Genomic DNA, 18579 nt, shown 5'->3' with positions numbered 1-18579 from the left:
ACCTCGGCGTAATCGGGCTCTACCATTCCTTCGAAGACCGCCGCCAGGGCGCCCGCGCCGCGTCGTTCCTCGTGCTGGTGGGCGCGGTGAACGTGCCCATCGTGCATTTCTCCGTGAACTGGTGGAACACGCTGCATCAGGGTTCCACGGTGCGCCTGCTCGGTCCGTCGCACATCGAGGCCAGCATGCTCTGGCCGCTGCTCACCATGATGGCCGCCACCAAGCTGTATTACGTCGCCAGCCTGTTCGCACGGGTTCGCGCCGACCTCATTGCTTCCGAAGGCGGCAAGGGTTGGGTACGCGACCTGCTCGCGGGCCGCGACGGGGGCGGCGCCGCATGAACCTGTCCCTCGCCATGGGCGCGTACGGCTTCTATGTGTGGTCGTCCGTCGCCGTCTTCTTCATCGTCCTCATGATCGACACGCTGGCCCCGTTGGCCCGGCGCCGCCGCAACCTGCGCGACCTCCGCGCACGGATCGCGCGCCAGGAAAACCGCCGCCGGCCGGGAACCCCGCCAAGCAATGAATCCAACGCGTAAACGCCGCCTCGCCATCGTCATCTCGGTCGTGGCCGCCGCCGTCGTGGCGATCGGCCTCGTCGTGTTCGCCCTGCAGCGGAACATGAATTACCTCTTCACCCCAAGCCAGGTGCAGGAAGGCCAGGCCACGCAGTACGCCACCTTCCGCCTGGGCGGGATGGTGAAGGCCGGTTCCATCCAGCGCGCCGCCGACACGCTGAAGGTGAGTTTCATCGTGGTGGACGACGCCGGCGCGATGCCGGTCGAGTACACGGGCATCCTTCCCGACCTGTTCCGCGACAACCAGTCCGTGATCGCCACGGGGCGCATGGACAGCGGGCGTTTCATCGCCAACGAAGTGCTCGCGAAGCACGACGAGAACTACATGCCGAAGGAACTCAAGGACGCCATGGCCAAGGCGCACGAGAATCGCAAGATCGACGACAAGGCCATGAAGGATCCGCAGCCATGATCCCCGAGCTTGGCCAGTTCGCGCTCGTTCTCGCGCTCATCCTGGCGCTCGCCCAAGGTGTGCTGCCCATCGTGGGCGCCTGGCGCGGCAATGCCGCGCTGATCGCCACGGCGCGCCCCACGGCGGCCGGCCAGGCCGTGTTCGTGTTCGCCGCCATGGCGATCCTGATCTACGCGTTCCTCAGCTACGACTTCTCCGTAGCCTACGTGGCCGACAACTCGAACCTCGCCCTGCCCTGGTACTACCGCGTCACCGCGGTATGGGGTGCGCACGAGGGGTCGATGCTGCTGTGGGTGTTCATCCTCAACATATGGTCGCTGGCGCTGGCAGCCTTCAGCCGTCATCTGCCCGACGCCTTCGTGGCGCGCGTGCTCGGCGTGCTCGGCCTCATCGGCGTGGGCTTCCTCGCCTTCATCCTGTTCACCTCGAATCCGTTCCTGCGCGAACTGCCGATGCCGGCGGACGGCGGCGACCTGAACCCGGTGCTGCAGGATCCAGGCATGACCTTCCACCCGCCTGTGCTCTACATGGGGTACGTGGGCTTCTCCGTGGCCTTCGCGTTCTCCATCGCCGCGCTGCTCGGCGGCGGCATGGAACAGGCCTGGGTGCGCTGGGCGCGTCCGTGGACGAACGTGGCATGGGCTTTCCTCACCCTCGGCATCGTCGCCGGCAGCTGGTGGGCCTATGCGGAACTGGGCTGGGGCGGCTGGTGGTTCTGGGACCCGGTGGAGAACGCCTCGTTCATGCCGTGGCTGGTGGGCGTGGCGCTGATCCACGCGCAAGCCGTAACGGAGAAGCGCGGCTCGCTGCCGGCGTGGACGGTGCTGCTGTCACTGTTCGCCTTCTCGCTGTCGCTGCTCGGTACGTTCCTCGTGCGCTCCGGCGTGCTCACCTCGGTGCACGCGTTCGCTTCCGACCCGCGCCGCGGCCTGTACATCCTCGGCTTCCTGGTCATCGTCATCGGCGGTTCGCTGCTGCTCTACGCGATCCGCGCACCGAAGGTCGCCACGGGCAAGCCGTTCGCACCGTTGTCGCGCGAGACCGGCATCATGGTCGCGAACCTGCTGTTCACCACGGCCGCGGCCATGGTGTTGCTCGGCACGCTATTCCCGTTGATCGGCGACGCGCTGAACCTCGGGCGCGTGTCGGTGGGACCGCCCTATTTCGGCTTCCTCTTCGTGCTGCTGATGGCACCCGCCGTGCTGCTGCTGCCGTTCGGTCCGTACCTGCGCTGGGGACGTGCGGAGGGACACCAGCTGACGGCCATGGCGCTGCGCGCCGGCGTGGCGGCGGTGATCTGCGCAGTCGTCGCCGCGTTCTTCGCGCAAGGCCACCTGCGTGCCATCGCAGGCGTGGCGGGCGCGGTGTGGGTCGGCGCGGGCACGCTGGCCTATGTGGTGAAGCGCTGGCGCGAAATGCCGCGCGGCCGCCGCTATCCGGCCGAGATGGGCGGCATGCTGCTGGCCCATGCCGGCGTCGCCATTTTCCTCGTCGGCGTGATGCTGTCCGAGTCGCTCAGCGTCGAACGCGACGTTCGCCTCGCGCCCGGCCAGACGGAATCCGTCGGCGGCTACGACTTCCGCTTCGACGGGGTGGAAGAGACGGAAGGCCCGAACTGGCGTGCGGACGAAGGCATCGTCACCATCCTGCGCAATGGCACCACGGTGGGCACGATGCACCCGCAGAAGCGCACGTACTCGCGCGGCCAGGTGCAGACGGAATCGGCGATCGACGCGGGCCTGTTCCGCGACATCTACGTGGCGCTGGGCGAACCCATGGACGCTAACGACGTGAGCGGTGCGTGGGCCGTGCGTCTCTACCACAAGCCGTTTGTCCGCTGGATCTGGCTCGGTGGCCTCTTCATGATGGCCGGCGGGTTCCTGGCGGCTTGCGAGCGCCGTTTCCGCGCGAAGAAGATCGCCGCCGAAGCCGTGACCAGGCGGCCTGCCGATCCGGCGCTGAAGGCCGGGGAATCGCCGGCATGAGCCGTCTCCTGCCCCTGTTCGCATTCCTCCTGCTCGTGGGCCTGTTCGGCTTCGGCATCTGGTGGAACACGCAACACGACCAGCACGAGATCGTGTCGCCGCTGATCGACAAGCCCGCGCCGGCGTTCTCGCTGCCGGTGCTGGGCGAACCGACGCGCACGGTCGACAAGGCGTCGCTGCTGGGCAAGCCCTATTTCCTCAACGTGTTCGCCAGCTGGTGCATCGAGTGCGTGCACGAACACCCCATGCTGATGACCGCGGTAAAGGAACTGGGCCTTCCCATCGTCGGCTTCAACTACAAGGACGATCCGCAGGCAGCCACGGCATGGCTGGCGGAACATGGCAATCCGTTCGACGTGATCGTCGCCGACCGCGACGGGCGCACGGGCATCGACTTCGGCGTGTATGCCGCCCCCGAAACCTTCCTGGTGGATGCGAAAGGCGTGATCCGCTACAAGCGCATCGGCCCCATCACGCCCGAGGTGCTGGAAAAGGAAATCCGTCCGGCGCTAGCGGCCTTGGCGAAGGAAGCCCCCTGATGCGCCGCGTCCTCGTCTGGCTGGCGTTCTGTCTCGTGCCCGCGCTGGCGTTCGCGCAGGCGATCCAGCCGCTGCCGTTTCGCGACCGCGCGGAGGAAGTGCGCTTCCAGAAGCTGAGCGCCGAACTGCGCTGTCCGATGTGCCAGAACGAAACACTGGCCGACTCGAACGCGCCGATTGCGCACGACCTGCGCCGGCAGGTGTTCGAGATGATCCAGGCCGGCAAGAGCGACGAAGAGATCAAGGCGTTCCTCGTCGACCGCTACTCGCAATTCGTGCTGTACAAGCCACCGGTGGAACCCTCCACATGGCTGCTGTGGTTCGGGCCGCTGGTGCTGCTGGCCGCCGGCGGTGTCGTCGTCGCCATCCAGGTACGCCGGCGCGCCCGCCAGGCACCGGCATCCGCGCCCGTCAACGACACCGAGGACGACTGGTGACTCTTGCGTTCTATCTCGTCGCGGGGGCCATGCTCGCCCTCGCGCTCGCCCTCCTGCTCGTTCCCCTCGTTCGCCAGGGGCGCCGTCATGGCCGGTCCCGCGCCATCTTCGGCCTGGCCGTGGCCATCGCCGTGCTGGTGCCCGTCGCGAGCGCCGGCATCTACCTGCTCGTCGGCACGCCGTCGACCCTGGGCGGTGTGGAACCGGCCAAGGAAATGACGATCGGCGAAGCCATCGATCAATTGCTCGCGCGCGTGAAGGAACACCCGGACGATGCCGAGGCCTGGGTGCTGCTCGGCAAGACGTACGCCATGCTGAAACAGCCCGCGGACTCGCGCAGCGCGTACGACCATGCGCTGAAGGCCGATCCGAAGAATGTGGCCGCCATGGTCGGCTGGGCGGAAGCGGATTCACTGGTGCGGCCGGACCATCGCATCGAAGGTCGCGGGTTCGACCTCCTCCAGGGTGCGCTCGCCATCGAACCGGAAAGCCAGCGTGCACTGTGGCTGCTGGGCATCGCGCAGTTCCAACAGGAGCGTTACACGGACGCGGCGGCCACCTGGCGCAAGTTGCAGCCCCTGCTCGATCCCGATTCCAACGTGGCCCATGCCGTCGCCCAGCAGATCGCCACAGCCGAAAAGCGCGCCACGGGACAGCCCGACACGGAGCGTGGCACCATCGACGGCAAACCGTGAGGGAATCACGCATGGGCGACGCGCGCCGCTACCACTCGCTTTCCTCGCCGTTCCGCATGAAACGCGGAGGCGAACTGCATGGCGCCCGCGTGGCGTTCGAAACCTGGGGTACGCTTGCGCCGGCGCGGGGCAACGCCATCCTGATCCTCACCGGCCTGTCGCCTAGCGCCCATGCCGCGGCGAACGCCGAAGACCCCACGCCCGGGTGGTGGGACGCCATGATCGGTCCGGGCCGCGCCTTCGACACCGACCGCTTCTTCGTCATCTGCGTGAATTCCCTCGGCAGCGACAAGGGCTCCACGTGCCCCGCCTCCATCGATCCGTCCACGGGCGAACCATACCGCCTGACCTTCCCCGAGTTGTCGCTCGAGGACGTGGCTAACGCCGCCTTCGAGACCGTCTCGGGGCTGGGCATCGCCAAACTGGCCTGCCTGGTCGGCTGCTCCATGGGCGGCATGAGCGCGCTGGCGTACATGCTGCTGCATCCGGGCAGCGTCCGGACGCACATCAGTGTGGACACGGCGCCGCAGGCACAGCCGTTCGCCATTGCCATCCGCTCCCTGCAACGCGAGGCCATCCGCCTCGATCCACACTGGCGCGACGGACAGTACCAGGGCGACGAGTGGCCGGAGCACGGCATGAGCATCGCGCGCAAGCTCGGTGTCATCACCTATCGTTCCGCCATGGAGTGGAACGGCCGCTTCGCGCGCATCCGCCTCGATCCGGACGAGCGCGAGGAAAGCGCGCCGTTCGGCTTCGAGTTCCAGGTGGAGTCCTACCTCGAAGGCCACGCGCGCCGTTTCAACCGCCAGTTCGACCCCAACAGCTACCTCTACCTCTCCCGCGCCAGCGACTGGTTCGACGTGGCGGAATACGGTGATGGCGATGTGATGCGCGGCCTGGCCCGCATCCATGTCGACCAGGCGCTGGTCATCGGCGTGAGCACGGACATCCTGTTCCCCCTGGAACAGCAGGAAACCATCGCGAAGGGCCTTGAGGCCGCGGGCGCCGAAGTCGACTTCGTGGCCCTGGATTCGCCGCAGGGCCATGACGCGTTCCTGGTGGACATCGAGAACTACAGCCGGGCGATCGGCGGCTTCCTCCGCAAGATCTGACCGGTCGGTAGCCCCAAACCCCGTTTCATTCAAAGGCCGGGACAGCCGATTTGCTATGATCGGGGGCGACCGGCGTCCCCCGCGCCACGTATCCAGAGGTTCCACCCATGATCACGGTCGACTTCCCTGGCAGCGCCAAGCTCATCGAGGCCATCGACGCGTCGGTGACCCAGCCGAGCACCCCGGCCATCACCGACAACCTGCGCAACGCGCTGTGCCGGCTGATCCGTTCCAAGGAAGTGGAATTGCCCTCCTGCGTGTTCGAGACCGCTGGCGACCACTACGCCCGGCGCGAGCTGTATCGCAGCGAAGAGCACGGCTACAGCGTGGTCGCCATGACCTGGGGCCCCGGCCAGGGCACCCTGATCCACGACCATTGCGGCATGTGGTGCGTCGAAGGCGTCTGGAACGGCGCCCTGGAAATCGTCCAGTACGAACTGCTCGACCACGAGGCCGAGCGCTACCATTTCCGCCCGGTGGGCTCGATCCAGGCCGGCCCGGGCTCCGCCGGCAGCCTCATCCCGCCGCACGAGTACCACACCATCCGCAACCCCAGCGACGATGCCGTGGCCGTCAGCCTCCACATCTACTCGGGCCGGATGACGCAGTGCGCCGTGTTCAAGCCCGAGGGCGACGACTGGTACCAGCGCACCGAGCGCCAGCTGGGCCTCGACCGGGTGCACTGAATCCAGCATAATTCGCCTCCCCATGCCGAAATGGCGGAACCGGTAGACGCGGCAGACTCAAAATCTGTTTGTAGAAATACAGTGTGGGTTCGAGTCCCACTTTCGGCACCAATACAAAAGGCCCGTCGTTTTACGATGGGCCTTTTTCGTACCTCGCACTTTCATCTTGTCCTGAGTGCTCTGGGCGCGGGACACGGCCACGCCTGACCCTCAGCTGCGGAGGACGGTGATGCCGATCAGCTTCGGGCGCACGCCAGAACACTGACTGTTGCTGACGACAACCTGCACAGGCCTGTCGTTCGATAGGGCCGTCAACGCCGCTGCGTAATAAGTCTTGTAGCCGGCGTCCTCAATTCCCGTGCCGGTCAAGTCGGTGGCACCGCATCCCGCTGGATTCGGGAGGGATGTGTCGATACCTACGGAGAAATGCTCGGTGCCCCAACCTGTGACGATCTGGGTAATGTGCACGGGCCCAGTGGCCGTCTGTGCGAACGCACCAAAAGACGACAGGGCAAGGGCCGCGCCAAGGAAGATATTCTTCATGATCTTTCTCCTAGATACATTGATCGATCGATTGTTTTTGCGATGATTCGACGGGCCGGCAAGGGTGCGTCAATCGTCCATGAGAATGTCAAGCACAGCCCCCATGTCGGTGGTGGCCCCACAGAACCAACTCGACGCGGGAGATGAACTACACGAGGCCGTACGCACCTTCGCTCCCTCCGTTGTATAGGCAGCCCTGATCGTCGGGAGGTCCCGTGCGCCGAGACACGTACCGCGAGTCAGCCACATGAAGGGAGCAAGCCAGACAACATTCGGGTCGGAATCCATGCGCGCCGTATAGCGTGCGGGGTTCTCAAGCGTGACGCCGAGGCAATTGTTCACCGCGCCGGGAACGATGATGTATTTCTTTCCGGGTGCGTAGTTCGTTTCCAGGCCATTGAGGGTGTTCGTCCAATTCTTGTCCGAAAGGCCGTAGTTATCGAATCCGACCCAATCGAGCAGCTTGATGCCCTCGCGCATCGAATCGAAGTCCGGGGTCAGGATGGACGCAATAGGAATCGCTGCCGTCGCAGGATTGCCACGTATCGCGGCCACCGCATTCGCAAGGGCCGGATGCGCCTGCCCGTTCTGGTCATTTAGGTGGCCATCGCCGTTCGGTTCGTCGACGATATAGATGGCGGTAACCGTGCTTCGCTCCGGATCTCCCGGAATCAAAAAGCCGCGATCCACCATCTTTTGCACGAGACTGTTCCATTTGACAGCCGCACCGACGTCGAGGCGAAACCCCACCTCGTTCGGCGCGTGCAAGAACAGGAACGGAAATCCAGGAATAACTGCATGTACATGGGCCCGACGGGCGTTCTCGAGTTGAGATAACACCCAGTCCTCCGACCAGGCAACGTTGTCGCTCGTGCCGCTCCAGTCCATTATGGAATAGAGATTTATGTGATCCTGGAATTCGGGAAGATCCGGAGTATGTGGCGACACCGAAGCGTAGTCTCCACCAAAATATCCGAAGAATTTCTGCGCACTCTGAGCAAAAGCCGACGAAGGCAGAATGAGTGCCGCCAAGCATAAGGCGCTCCGAAAAAAGCCAGCACTCCGGCATCGGCGCGTCTCGTCGGTGCGAGAGCGTTGCGAGACGATGATAGACACGATGGATCACCCCTGAGCGAATGAAGCGCGGCCCCTTGCAGCGCTACAAAAGCTTGCTGTGACTACCTTGCCCTGTCTGTAGGCTGCCGCCTAGTCCTGGTGTAGTCCTTGGACTACACCCGATACGAACTGCCGAGATACATGGGAGGCGGTTAAGCAGGCGATCCGCGGCAGGTTTTGGGGGAATTTCCTGGAAACAGTGGAGAACCCGAGGACGCTAAGTGCCTCGAGTGCCGATTCAAATGGGACACAGCGCGATCGAGCGCGAACGCTGATCGATCGCGAGAATGGTGGAAGACAGCGCGTGCGCGCCGATGAGAATCTCCGGAAAGCGTTCGGAGACCTTGGCGTTGACGTTGGACCATCGGGCCTCGCCTGCTTGTACCGGCCCCGGCACGACACCTTTGGATGTCTCGATCTTGCCGTTGGTGAGCTGGGCCGATGCCGCCGTTCCCAACGGTGTACCCGACACTTCGGGCCACAGGCGCGCCGGAACCACCATGGCGACGTTGGCACCGGAGTCGAGGTTGGCTTCGAATGACTTGTCGCCAATGGTGATCGGCACTCGAAATGCGCGCTCGTACGGCAGGACGCCCGCGTCGCTGCGAGAAAGACCCTTGGACCTGCTGAAAGAAATCCTCCTGGCGCCATAGTCGATGACGAGCAATCCATCGGCGAAGTACTCCCTCCCGAGAATGCCATCGAAGGCCGCCTCGCCACTCACATGCTTGCGGTAGTCGCGTGTAATGAGGCTGAGGCTCTTGCGCTCGATCGACCCGACGGACAAGGAATCGACGGCGGTGGTCTCGACCTCGGCCGTGGCCACCCCGTCGGACGTCGCGGCAGCGCCGCCGGGTTGCAGGCCCAGCACCGGAAGAAGGCTCGCATCGAGCCGGCCCACCCCACTTGCGCCCGTGTCTACAGCGAAGCGGAAGGGACCCTTTCCGTTGACCGTCGCCTGCACATAGATTCGACCGTCAACCACCGAGAAGGGGATGACCACCGCACGAGCATCCGGTGCGCGGACAATCGAGCACGCGTCCTCTCCCCATGCCGTATCAGTGGCGATGGTCCCCAGGCAAACCATCAGCGTCGCGAGCCATACGTGTTTCATTCCTTCGCCTCCCCCTTTCGTAGAGTCGACCGTAGCCCAGTCGTAAGAACTCTTCGACCCAACGGATGGCATGGGCAAGGGGGACGGGTGCCCGCCTCCCGAAGCGGCAGGGGAGAGGCGCGCGAAGCCGAAAGGCGAGCCAATAAAAAGGCCGCCTGCGGTAGCAGGCGGCACTGGGGAAACGCGCGATGACCCTCGCGGGACATTTCTAGTTGTGGGCGACGCGTCGCTTAGAAGTCGTACGTAGCCGTCAGGCGGGCGTAGCGCGGGTTCTGGAAGTACTGACCGAGACCGTAGTTGTTGAGCACGGTCTGCGGCAGCGCTTCATACGTCGCGTAGCTGTTGAGCGGCTTGCGCTCGTTGGTGATGTTGAAGACCGACAGGCCGAAAGCGAGCTTGCCTTCGAAGTACGACGGACGGTAAGTCACCGCGAGATCGAGCTGGCGGTACCAGGGATTGCGCTTGTCGCCCGGGTGCGACGGCATGCCGTTGCAGTTGTGGTACGACGAGCCGTAACCGATCGGATCCGGATCCGCCTCGCCGTCTTCGAAGCCAAGGCACGACTTCGGCGCACCGGAGGCGAGACGCAGGTTACCCGAGACCAGCCATTCGTCCGAGAGCTGGTAGGCACCGTAAGCCTTGATCTGGTGCGTACGATCGTTGGCCAGGAGGCCATTGGCATAACGCATCAGTTCGGCGGAATCCCAGTCCTGCGTCTTCGAGATATCCGTCTGGCCGATGTCCGACTTCGTCTGGCCTTCCGTGTTGCCGTAGGAACGCGAGAACGTGTAGTCGAGGCGACCCTGCCACTTGCCGTCGAACGGATGCTCCAGGTAGAGGTCCAGCGCGTAATAGGAACGCTTGGCCTTCTGCGAGAAGCCCCAGTCTTCCTGGTTCATCTTCACTTCGGTGCGGCCGGAGCCATCGACGTTGGCCAGGCTGAACGTATTGGTGTCGCCTGGATTGAAGATGATGCAGCCAGGGATGACCACCGAATCCGGGTCGAGACCTTCGCGGGTCATCTTGTCGGCGATCTTGCCCGTGTCGCATACGTCGTCGATCGCCGTGCGCAACTTGCGCACTGTGACCTTGGCACCGGTGACCCAGTCGGAACCCAGGGTCTTGTCGAAGCCCAGGATGGCTTCATCCTGGTACTGGGACTTCAGGTCGCGCGCCGCGACGGACTGGGCGTCGATCGGCTGGCCGAACTCGCCATCCGGCGACACGAGACCGCCCAGCTGGGTGAGACCGGTCGGGCGACCGTTCTGGTCGATACCGGTGTAGTTGAAGTACTCGTAGGTATAGGTCGACGACGAGGCGCCGCGTACCGCGACATTATTCGGCAGCGCGAGGTAGTAGCGGCCGAGGTTGCCGTAGATCTTCAGCGACGAGTCGCCGAACACATCCCACGACGCACCGAGGCGCGGGGCCCACTGTGCCTGGTTGTTGACGTACGGCTTGTTCTTGTCGTTGAAGTTCTTGAAACCGTCGTTGCGCAAGCCGATGCTCAGCAGCACCTTGTCGTTGACCTGCCAGCGGTCCTCGATGTACTGCGCGCGCTGGTCGAGCGACATGTTCGTCACGCTCGAAAAGATCACGCGGCGCACGTAGTAGCCGTCGCCGCCCGGTGCGCCAATGCCCTGCCCGACGCTGATGGGATTGCCCGGATTGGCAGAGCGGAAGTAACGCCAGTAATACCCCGGGCCGCTCGTCGACGTACCTTCGTCGATGCCCTTGTAATGCATGTTGTCGATACCACCAGCCAGGTGGTGATCGCCCAGCTGCCATTCGAGGTCGAGGCGGAGACCGTGGGTACGGCTACCCGCGCCCGGATCCTGGCTGGTCTGCGAAGAGTTCAGGTTCGTGATGGGAGTGCCGCCGTTGAGCGCAGGATCCTGCAGCGTCGGGCTCATGATGTAGGGCTGCTGGTCGATGTTCGGCGTCGGGTTGTGCAGGTAATCGTCCGTCCATCCCTTGGCATAGGTCGCCGTAAGCGTGATGTCGTCGGTGATATAGGACGTGTACTTGGCGATCGCATACTTCGACGTGATCTTCGACGTATCCGCATCCGCGCCGGTACGACCCGTATTCGTACGCGTGTCGTAATCGTAGCCAGTGTAGTAGCCGCGCTGCTCGTCGGTCGAATGGATGCCCGTCAACTCCAGGATGTTGTTGTCGTTGATGTTCCAGTCGATCTTGGCGTAGATCTTCGGCAGGTTGTACGTGTAGTGGTTGTTCGCAACCGGATTGGCCTCGGCATTCGAGGTGCTGGTGCCTTCCGACTTCTCGGCCTCGGCCGCGACGAAGAAGAACAGCTTGTCCTTGATGAGCGGACCGCCGACGTAGGCGCTATAGGTCTGCGTCCACTTGGTATTGTCTTCACCGTTGCGGTAGATGGCGCCTACCTTGCTGGTGTCCTGGTAGCCGTAGCCGGCCGGCAACGGGCGGCTGCCGTAGTAGACGCTGCCCGGATTGGAAGCAGCGAACTTCGGCTCCCAGAGAATCTGCGCGCCAAAATGCCACTCGTTGGTACCGCGCTTGCCGACCTGCGAAATGACGCCACCGTCGGAACGGCCGTACTTGGCGGAATAGCCGCCGGTATAGACTTCCTGCTGGTCGATCGCGCCGTACGGCAGGCCGACGCCGCCGAGGGCCTTGTAAGGGTCGGTCGTGTTGTAGCCATTGATGTAGTACGCGTTCTCCGAGGCACCGGAACCACCGAACGACACCGTGCGGAAGCGGCCATTGCCGAGCGTGCTCTGGCCGGAGACGGCGCCCGGGGCGAGCAGCGCGATGGCTTCCGCGTTACGACCCAGCGGCAAGCGAGCCAGGGTCTGGGCATTCACGACGGTGCGCGAATCGACCGTCGAGGTATCGATAGGCGGCAAGGAATTGGCGGAAACGGTGACGGACTCCAGCGACTGCGCATTCGCCGCGGTCGCGGCGCTCGCAAACGAAACGTCCGAGGCGCCACCCACCTTGATCTGGATGTTCTTGCGCGAATCCACAACGGCACCATCGCGCTTCAGGCTGACGGTGTAATTACCCAGCGGCAGGTTACCGACACGGTAACGGCCATCGGCATCGACCGGCACATCGCGCGTGAAACCGCTATCGCTCGTCACGGTGACGGATTCGCCCGCCGCGGCCGGCGCCTGGCCGAAGATGGAACCCGTCGTCGCCTGCGCGAAAACCGTGCAGGTAGCACCCATGCCGAGTGCCAGCGCGACAGCCAGCACCGACGGCCGCACAAACGTGCGCCGCTCGCTTCTCAAGAATTCCATGCTCTCCCCCAAGGAAAGTGATTCGAAATGAAAAAGTTGGTCTTACACCTGCACTTCCATCCCATGCGATACCGTCGATGCGTCGCTGCTGCTTCCCCAAGCAAAAACGTCGCATCGCGTCGGACGGAACTATCGGTCAACCGAGCAAACGATTTGGATGTCCAAATCTTCTACGGGCCGAGGGCGAGACTATGCGTCCGTATGATGACAAGTCAATAGATGTCATCGGTAATTTTGAACATCGGCAATAACTTGCGAAATGGGCGCGATCTAGAGTTCGCGCAGCACGCGGAAACCCACGCGTGCGTTGCGCAAGTCGGCTGAGGCGCCCTGCCGATAGGCCGAGCGCACCATGTTCGGTGCGCTGCCCCACGAACCGCCGCGAATCACGCGGCGCGCGCAACCCGGATTCACCCAGGCCTCGGCAGTGCGCGGTGCGCGCACGTAGTTGTCGTGCCAGCAGTCGGCGACCCATTCGGATACGTTGCCGCCCATGTCGTACAGGCCAAACGGATTCGGCGTGAAGCTCATGACCGGCGCCGGCCCCCAGTAGCCATCCTTGTAGCCGTTGAACGCATTGCTCCAGCGCCGGCCGGAACCCGATCGGTCGTTGCCGCCCGTGAGGTTTTCCACGCGTGACGCGGGATTGCCGTCGCCCCACCAGTAGCGCGTGGTGCTGCCGGCCCGCAGGGCGTACTCGAATTCGGCCTCGCTCGGCAGCCGGTACGTCTTGCCACTGCGTTTGGAGAGCCAGTCGGCATAGGCCTTGGCGTCGTTCCAGGACACGTTGATGACGGGCAGGCGATCCTGCCCGGGCTTGCCCGCGTAGTCGTCCTGCCATGTGACGGAAGGTTCGTCGCGCAGGCCACCGCTTTGCTCGTCGTAGACACTGCCACCACCCAAGGTCTGCGACTGCGGCACATAACCCGACGACCGCACGAAATCGCGGAACTGGCCGATCGTGACGGCGCTGCGCGCCATGGCGAAGCCCTTGGCCACCTGTACTTCATGCGCCGGCGATTCGTTGGCGTCGTGACCGGTTTCGCCTTCGGGCGATCCCATGGTGAACGTGCCGGTCGGCACGACCACCATCGCCGGGGCCTGTCCCGCGGCGTCCAGGAAACGATCGGCGAACACCTGCCCCGGCTTGTAGCTGGCATACAGGCGTGCGTTCGTCATCCGTTCGTTGAACTCGTCGATGCCGGCAAGATCGGGACTGATCTGCTGCGCCTTCGCGGCGAGTTGCGCGGCCAGGTCGATGTTGCCGGCATCCAGTGCCGTCCGTGCCTGGGCGAGCATGGTGGTGGCATTCTGCCGGCGCATGCCCTCGATACGTCCCCGCGTGTCCTGCAGCGCCTGCGACTCGGGCAGGATCGCCGCGGCTTCCGCCAGCGTGGCGTCCGCCGTGGCGAAATCGTTCTGCGCGACGGCAGCCAGCGCCTTGTCGAGCACCGAGCGTTGCACGGTGGTGATGCCCTGCTCCGCCACCGCGTTTTCCGGATCCAACTGGAGCACCGCCCGATAGGTGTCGAGGGCGCTGTCGCCGCGCGGCTGCGTGGACTTGCCCGCCTGCAGCTGGGCCGCGGCCTGGCCGAGCAACGGGCGCACCTTGTCGAGCACCCCCAGCTTCTGCTGCAACGGCGCGGCCACGGCCGCCGAGGACGGCAGGGCTTTCAATGCCGTCAAGGCTTCCCGCGCGGCTTCCGCGTCCCCGAGCGCGATGTCCTGCTCGATGCCCGCGGCAAGCCGAGCGCGCACTTCTTCCATGCCGGCAAGGGCGCGACGATTGTCGGCCTGTTCCTTCAGGACGCCGGCGAAGAGCGCCGCGGCGCTGTCCTTGCCACCAACCAGGCGGTCGGCAGCGAGCGCCTTGTCGCCCTGGTCCAGTAAAGCGGCCAGCTCGGGCGTGTCGGGGGTCTTCTGCGCGGGCAACGCGATGTCCGTGCTCTTCTCGCGATGCCGGGCGGCGATTACCGCGGCAGGCGCCAGCATGATCGGCGGCCCTGCGTCGATTTCGGAAACGACCGCCGGTGGCGCCGCCTGGGGGCGCTGGTCGAAGCCCATCACCGCGGGTTGTCCGCGCAGGGGCGAGCGCGCCGTGTTCTGCGTGCGCTGCACGTGCAGCGCCTGGGGAAAGAAGTGGTAGAACAGCGCGAACGCGAGCACGGCGACACCGAGCGCCCCGCCTATGGCGCGCTGTCGGCGGACGGTCTCGGTGTTGGGCATGGTGGGCGGTTCCGTGCAGGCCTGCTATCGTGCGCTGCCACCTTAGGGAATCGCGCGCGACAGGGCAACACGAGGCGTCGACGCGGCCCGGTAATTCAAGGAATCCGCATGACATCGAGCGACGTCGCCCCCGAGGCCCCCTGGATCGAACGCCGCGAGGCATTGGACGCATGGCTGGCCCCGATTGCGCCGCAGGCGGTCGTCGGCCTTGACACGGAATTCATGCGTCGAAACACCTTCTATCCGCAGCTGGCCCTGCTCCAGCTCGCCCACGACGAGCGCTACGCGCTCATCGACCCACTCGCCCTGCCCCTTCGCGAATCGCTGGAGCCCGTGTTCGCCGCGCAGCCGGTGGTCACGGTGATGCACAGCGCCGGGGAAGACCTCGAGGCCCTGGCGCCGTACCTGCCGGACGGCCCGCACACCTTGTTCGATACACAGATCGCGGCGGCCTTCGCCGGCATGGGGCTGGGCATCAGCTACCGCTCGCTGGTCGCGGAACTGGTGGGTGCCGAGCTCGACAAGGGGGAAACACGCAGCGACTGGCTGCAGCGTCCGCTCACGGAATCGCAGAAGCTCTACGCCACGCTGGACGTGGTGCACCTGCACCCCGTGCACGCCATCCTGGCCGAGCGGCTCGCCGAGCGCGGCCGCTCGGCCTGGCATGCCGAAGATTGCGCCCGCATGAAGCGTCGTGCCAGCCACCGGGAAGGCGATCCGCAGCCGCAGCGCGGCTTCAAGGCGGCCAGCGACTGGCCGCGCGAGAAACAGGCCCTGCTCCGCCGTGTGCTGCGCTGGCGCGAGACCACGGCGCGCGAGTTGGACAAGCCGCGGTCGTGGCTGCTGGAGGACGTACAGGCCCTGGACCTCGTGGGCAACGTGCCGGATGTGCCGGCGAAGCTCGACGAGCGCACACGTGGCACGCGGGCCCTGCGCTCGCCGCAGCGCCAGGAACTGTTCGAACTCCTGCGCCGCCCGCTCGACGCCGAAGAGATCGAAGCCACGGCACCCGTCGTCGGACATCCGGTGGGCGAAGCCAAGCGCGCCATCAATGAGATGCGCAGCGCGGTGGACACCCTCGCCACGCAACTCGACATTCCGCCCGGCCTGCTCTGCGCGCGCCGTTCGATGGAAGAGTTCGTGATGACCGGCACCTGGCCGGAGGCGCTCGAGGGCTGGCGCCGTGGTGTCCTCCACGAGCGCCTGTCGCCGCTGTTGCCGGGCTGAAGAATTCCCGCCCGAAGGCGGGAATTCGCTTTCCAGGGACCGCTCGGCCGGCTAGTGCTCGAAATCGATCACGACGCGACCCTGGATGTCGCCCTTGTGCATACGCGCAAAGATGTCGTTGATGTTCTCGAGCTTGTCGGTCGAGATGGTGGCCTTCACCTTGCCCTCGCCGGCGAAGTTCAGTGCCTCCTGCAGGTCGAGCCGCGTGCCGACGATCGATCCGCGCACCGTGACACCGTTGAGCACGGTATCGAAGATCGGCAGCGGGAAGTCGCCCGGCGGCAAGCCGTTCAGCGACACTGTGCCGCCGCGACCCACCATGCCCATCGCCTGTTCGAAGGCCTTGGGCGACACGGCGGTGACCAGCACGCCCTTGGCACCACCCACGTGCTTCTTCACGAACGCCATCGGGTCTTCGTTGCGTGCGTTCACCGCGAGCGACGCGCCGAGAGACTTGGCGAGTTCGAGTTTCCTGTCGTCGACATCCACCGCGATGACGTTTCGGCCCATGGCCTTGGCGTACTGGACGGCAAGGTGTCCCAGTCCGCCGATGCCGGAGATGACCACCCAGTCGCCGGGCTTGGTGTCGGTCACCTTCAGACCCTTGTACACCGTGACGCCCGCGCACAGGATCGGCGCGATGTCGATAAAGGACACGTTGTCGGGCAGGTGCCCCACGTAGTTCGGGTCCGCTACGACGTATTCGGCGAAGCTGCCGTTCACCGAGTAGCCCGTGTTGTGCTGCTGCTCGCACAGGGTTTCCCAGCCACCGAGGCAGTGGACGCAATGGCCGCAGGCATCGTAGAGCCAGGGCACGCCCACGCGGTCGCCTTCCTTGACGTGCGTGACACCGGCACCGACGGCGACCACGTGGCCCACGCCTTCATGGCCAGGAATGAAGGGCGGATTGGGCTTGACCGGCCAGTCGCCTTCCGCGGCGTGCAGGTCCGTATGGCAAACACCCGTGGCGGCGATCTTCACGAGGATCTGTCCTGTGCCGGGCCTCGGTACGACCACCTCTTCCATTACCAGAGGCTTTCCGAACTCACGGACCACCGCGGCTTTCATCGTCCTGTCCATTGCTTGTTCCTCGCTCAGAAATGCGCGTTGATATCGACGACGTCGATCAGCTTGTGATTGACGAATTCCTTGAGCCCCAGGCCCAGTAGCTCCCGGCCATAACCGGAGCGGCGAACGCCGCCGAACGGGAGGTCGGCTTCCACCTTGGTCGGGTGGTTCACGAACACCATGCCGGTGGAGATGCGCTTCGCCACCTCCACACCGTGCTTCGTGTCGGACGTGAAGACGGAGCCGCCGAGGCCGAATGGCGAATCGTTGGCAATACGCACTGCATCGTCCTCGTCCTTCGCGCGGAACAGCATCGACACCGGTCCGAAGAACTCCCAATAACGAGCCGGATTGTCTTCACCGACGTCGGCGAGGATGGTGGGCTGCACGAACGCGCCTTGGCTGGGTACCGGCGGGCCGACTTCCTCGGCCTTCGCGCCCAGTTCGACCGCCTTGCGGATCTGTTCCTTGATGTCGTCGGCCGCCTTCTGCGACGACAGCGGCGCGAGCGTGGTCTTCGGATCGGAAGGGTCGCCGGCCACCAGCTTGGCCACGCCCTTGCGATAGGCGTCGAGGAAGGCGTCATAGACCTTATCCGCGACGATCATGCGCTTGGACGACACGCAAACCTGCCCGCCGTTCCAGTGGCGGCCGAACACCGCCCAATCGACGGTCTTGGGCATGTCGGCATCGGCCAGGACGACGCGGCATGCTGAAGAATGCGCCCGCGCTCGGCGAACGATGTGTCGCGCCATTTGCGGAAGGCTGCATCTGCCTTGTCCAGGGCGGTACGGACCTCGGCGTCGGTTGCATCGGGAAATGTCGCAACGGTTTCGCCGGTATAGGGGTTGGTGGTTGCATATGCCATTGACGTTGTCCTTCGTGAGTTGATGGCTGCGATCTTCAGAGCGGTCAGGCCGCCAGATCCTTCACTGCCTGAACCATTTGCGTCAGCACGGCCTGGGCATCGCCGTAGACCATGCTGCAGTTGTCTTCGAAGAAAAGGAGGTTCTCGACGCCCGAGTAGCCCTTGCCCTGGCCACGCTTGACGACGTAGACCTGATGGGCCTTGTCGGCATCGAGGATCGGCATGCCATAGATCGGCGACGACGTGTCGGTACGCGCGGCCGGATTCACGACATCGTTGGCGCCGATGACCAGCGCGACGTCGGTCGCGGGGAACTCGGCGTTGATGTCTTCCATGTCGAAGATGATGTCGTAAGGCACGCCGGCCTCGGCAAGCAGCACGTTCATGTGGCCGGGCATGCGGCCCGCCACCGGGTGGATCGCGAACTCCACGCTCACACCCGCAGCCTGCAGCAGCTTCACGAACTCATACAGCTTCTGTTGCGCCTGTGCGACGGCCAGCCCATAGCCCGGAATGATGATGACGGACGTGGCATAACGCATGGCCACGGCGGCGTCGCTGGCATCGGCGCTCTTCATCTCCCCGTGCGCTTCGGCACCGCCCTGGGCGGCGCCATCGCCGAAGTTCGAGAACAGCACGTTGGCAAGCGAGCGGTTCATCGCCTTCGCCATCAGAAGGGTCAGCAGC

The 18579-nt window shown here is 64.8% G+C and carries 19 protein-coding genes and 1 tRNA gene; 11 read left to right on the top strand and 9 right to left on the bottom strand.

What is annotated here, in order from left to right:
• The 10 genes from ACPYOD_RS17590 to ACPYOD_RS17545 form a co-directional block, all read left to right on the top strand.
• The coding region (locus ACPYOD_RS17590) for a cytochrome C assembly family protein (protein ID WP_481303006.1) at positions 1 to 341 on the top strand (341 nt) is incomplete at its 5' end.
• On the top strand, positions 338 to 538 hold the full coding sequence (gene ccmD / locus ACPYOD_RS17585; protein WP_481303005.1) for a heme exporter protein CcmD: 201 nt from the start codon (positions 338 to 340) through the stop codon (positions 536 to 538). The genes ACPYOD_RS17590 and ccmD, both read left to right, overlap by 4 nt.
• A complete protein-coding gene (gene ccmE / locus ACPYOD_RS17580) occupies positions 522 to 989 on the top strand; it encodes a cytochrome c maturation protein CcmE (RefSeq protein WP_481303004.1) in 468 nt (155 codons plus the stop codon). Before ccmD ends, ccmE begins: the two co-directional genes overlap by 17 nt.
• Positions 986 to 2974 (top strand): heme lyase CcmF/NrfE family subunit, encoded by a 1989-nt coding sequence (locus tag ACPYOD_RS17575; RefSeq protein ID WP_481303003.1) that lies wholly within the window; start codon positions 986 to 988, stop codon positions 2972 to 2974. The genes ccmE and ACPYOD_RS17575 overlap by 4 nt, the downstream gene beginning before the upstream one ends.
• Positions 2971 to 3513 carry a DsbE family thiol:disulfide interchange protein gene (locus ACPYOD_RS17570; RefSeq protein ID WP_481303002.1) on the top strand — a complete coding sequence of 181 codons (543 nt, stop codon included), beginning with the start codon at positions 2971 to 2973 and terminating at the stop codon, positions 3511 to 3513. Before ACPYOD_RS17575 ends, ACPYOD_RS17570 begins: the two co-directional genes overlap by 4 nt.
• Entirely contained in the window at positions 3513 to 3950 is a 438-nt protein-coding gene (locus tag ACPYOD_RS17565; RefSeq protein WP_481303001.1) for a cytochrome c-type biogenesis protein, read from the top strand. The genes ACPYOD_RS17570 and ACPYOD_RS17565 overlap by 1 nt, the downstream gene beginning before the upstream one ends.
• Complete coding sequence (locus ACPYOD_RS17560; RefSeq protein WP_481303000.1) at positions 3947 to 4645, top strand: tetratricopeptide repeat protein; 699 nt, start codon at positions 3947 to 3949, stop codon at positions 4643 to 4645. The genes ACPYOD_RS17565 and ACPYOD_RS17560 overlap by 4 nt, the downstream gene beginning before the upstream one ends.
• Before the next feature lie 11 nt (positions 4646 to 4656).
• Positions 4657 to 5760, top strand: a complete 1104-nt coding sequence (gene metX, locus ACPYOD_RS17555; RefSeq protein ID WP_481302999.1) for a homoserine O-acetyltransferase MetX — start codon at positions 4657 to 4659, stop codon at positions 5758 to 5760.
• Between the two features lie 107 nt (positions 5761 to 5867).
• Positions 5868 to 6446 carry a cysteine dioxygenase family protein gene (locus ACPYOD_RS17550; protein ID WP_481302998.1) on the top strand — a complete coding sequence of 193 codons (579 nt, stop codon included), beginning with the start codon at positions 5868 to 5870 and terminating at the stop codon, positions 6444 to 6446.
• Between the two features lie 24 nt (positions 6447 to 6470).
• Positions 6471 to 6557: transfer RNA gene (locus tag ACPYOD_RS17545), tRNA-Leu, on the top strand.
• Between the two features lie 99 nt (positions 6558 to 6656).
• Here the strand turns inward: ACPYOD_RS17545 and ACPYOD_RS17540 are convergent.
• The 5 genes from ACPYOD_RS17540 to ACPYOD_RS17520 all read right to left on the bottom strand — a co-directional run bounded on the left by ACPYOD_RS17540 (position 6657) and on the right by ACPYOD_RS17520 (position 14729).
• Positions 6657 to 6989, bottom strand: coding sequence for a hypothetical protein (locus tag ACPYOD_RS17540; RefSeq protein ID WP_481302997.1), 333 nt, complete (start codon positions 6987 to 6989; stop codon positions 6657 to 6659).
• Positions 6990 to 7058: 69 nt separating this feature from the next.
• On the bottom strand, positions 7059 to 8021 hold the full coding sequence (locus tag ACPYOD_RS17535; protein ID WP_481302996.1) for a hypothetical protein: 963 nt from the start codon (positions 8019 to 8021) through the stop codon (positions 7059 to 7061).
• Between the two features lie 322 nt (positions 8022 to 8343).
• Positions 8344 to 9219 (bottom strand): aspartyl protease family protein, encoded by an 876-nt coding sequence (locus ACPYOD_RS17530; RefSeq protein ID WP_481302995.1) that lies wholly within the window; start codon positions 9217 to 9219, stop codon positions 8344 to 8346.
• Between the two features lie 230 nt (positions 9220 to 9449).
• Positions 9450 to 12503, bottom strand: coding sequence for a TonB-dependent receptor (locus ACPYOD_RS17525; protein WP_481302994.1), 3054 nt, complete (start codon positions 12501 to 12503; stop codon positions 9450 to 9452).
• A 270-nt stretch (positions 12504 to 12773) separates the two neighbouring features.
• The gene (locus ACPYOD_RS17520) at positions 12774 to 14729 is read right to left on the bottom strand and encodes an SUMF1/EgtB/PvdO family nonheme iron enzyme (protein WP_481302993.1); all 1956 of its coding nucleotides are present in this window, start codon (positions 14727 to 14729) and stop codon (positions 12774 to 12776) included.
• Between the two features lie 108 nt (positions 14730 to 14837).
• Here ACPYOD_RS17520 and ACPYOD_RS17515 point away from each other — a divergent pair, with 108 nt between their 5' ends.
• Complete coding sequence (locus tag ACPYOD_RS17515) at positions 14838 to 15956, top strand: ribonuclease D (protein WP_481302992.1); 1119 nt, start codon at positions 14838 to 14840, stop codon at positions 15954 to 15956.
• A 51-nt stretch (positions 15957 to 16007) separates the two neighbouring features.
• Here ACPYOD_RS17515 and adhP read toward each other — a convergent pair whose 3' ends face one another.
• From adhP to ACPYOD_RS17495, 4 genes are all read right to left on the bottom strand, one after another.
• Complete coding sequence (gene adhP, locus ACPYOD_RS17510; RefSeq protein WP_448101081.1) at positions 16008 to 17036, bottom strand: alcohol dehydrogenase AdhP; 1029 nt, start codon at positions 17034 to 17036, stop codon at positions 16008 to 16010.
• Positions 17037 to 17050: 14 nt separating this feature from the next.
• On the bottom strand, positions 17051 to 17722 hold the full coding sequence (locus ACPYOD_RS17505) for an aldehyde dehydrogenase family protein (RefSeq protein ID WP_481303007.1): 672 nt from the start codon (positions 17720 to 17722) through the stop codon (positions 17051 to 17053).
• Positions 17629 to 17892 carry an aldehyde dehydrogenase family protein gene (locus ACPYOD_RS17500; RefSeq protein WP_481302991.1) on the bottom strand — a complete coding sequence of 88 codons (264 nt, stop codon included), beginning with the start codon at positions 17890 to 17892 and terminating at the stop codon, positions 17629 to 17631. The genes ACPYOD_RS17505 and ACPYOD_RS17500 overlap by 94 nt, the downstream gene beginning before the upstream one ends.
• Positions 17893 to 17936: 44 nt before the next feature.
• A partial coding sequence (locus ACPYOD_RS17495) for an NAD(P)(+) transhydrogenase (Re/Si-specific) subunit beta (protein ID WP_481302990.1) occupies positions 17937 to 18579 on the bottom strand: 643 nt, incomplete at its 5' end.

This window comes from Luteibacter sp. HAY1-4A (assembly GCF_056755355.1).
This window is presented reverse-complemented; position numbering and strand designations above follow the sequence as displayed.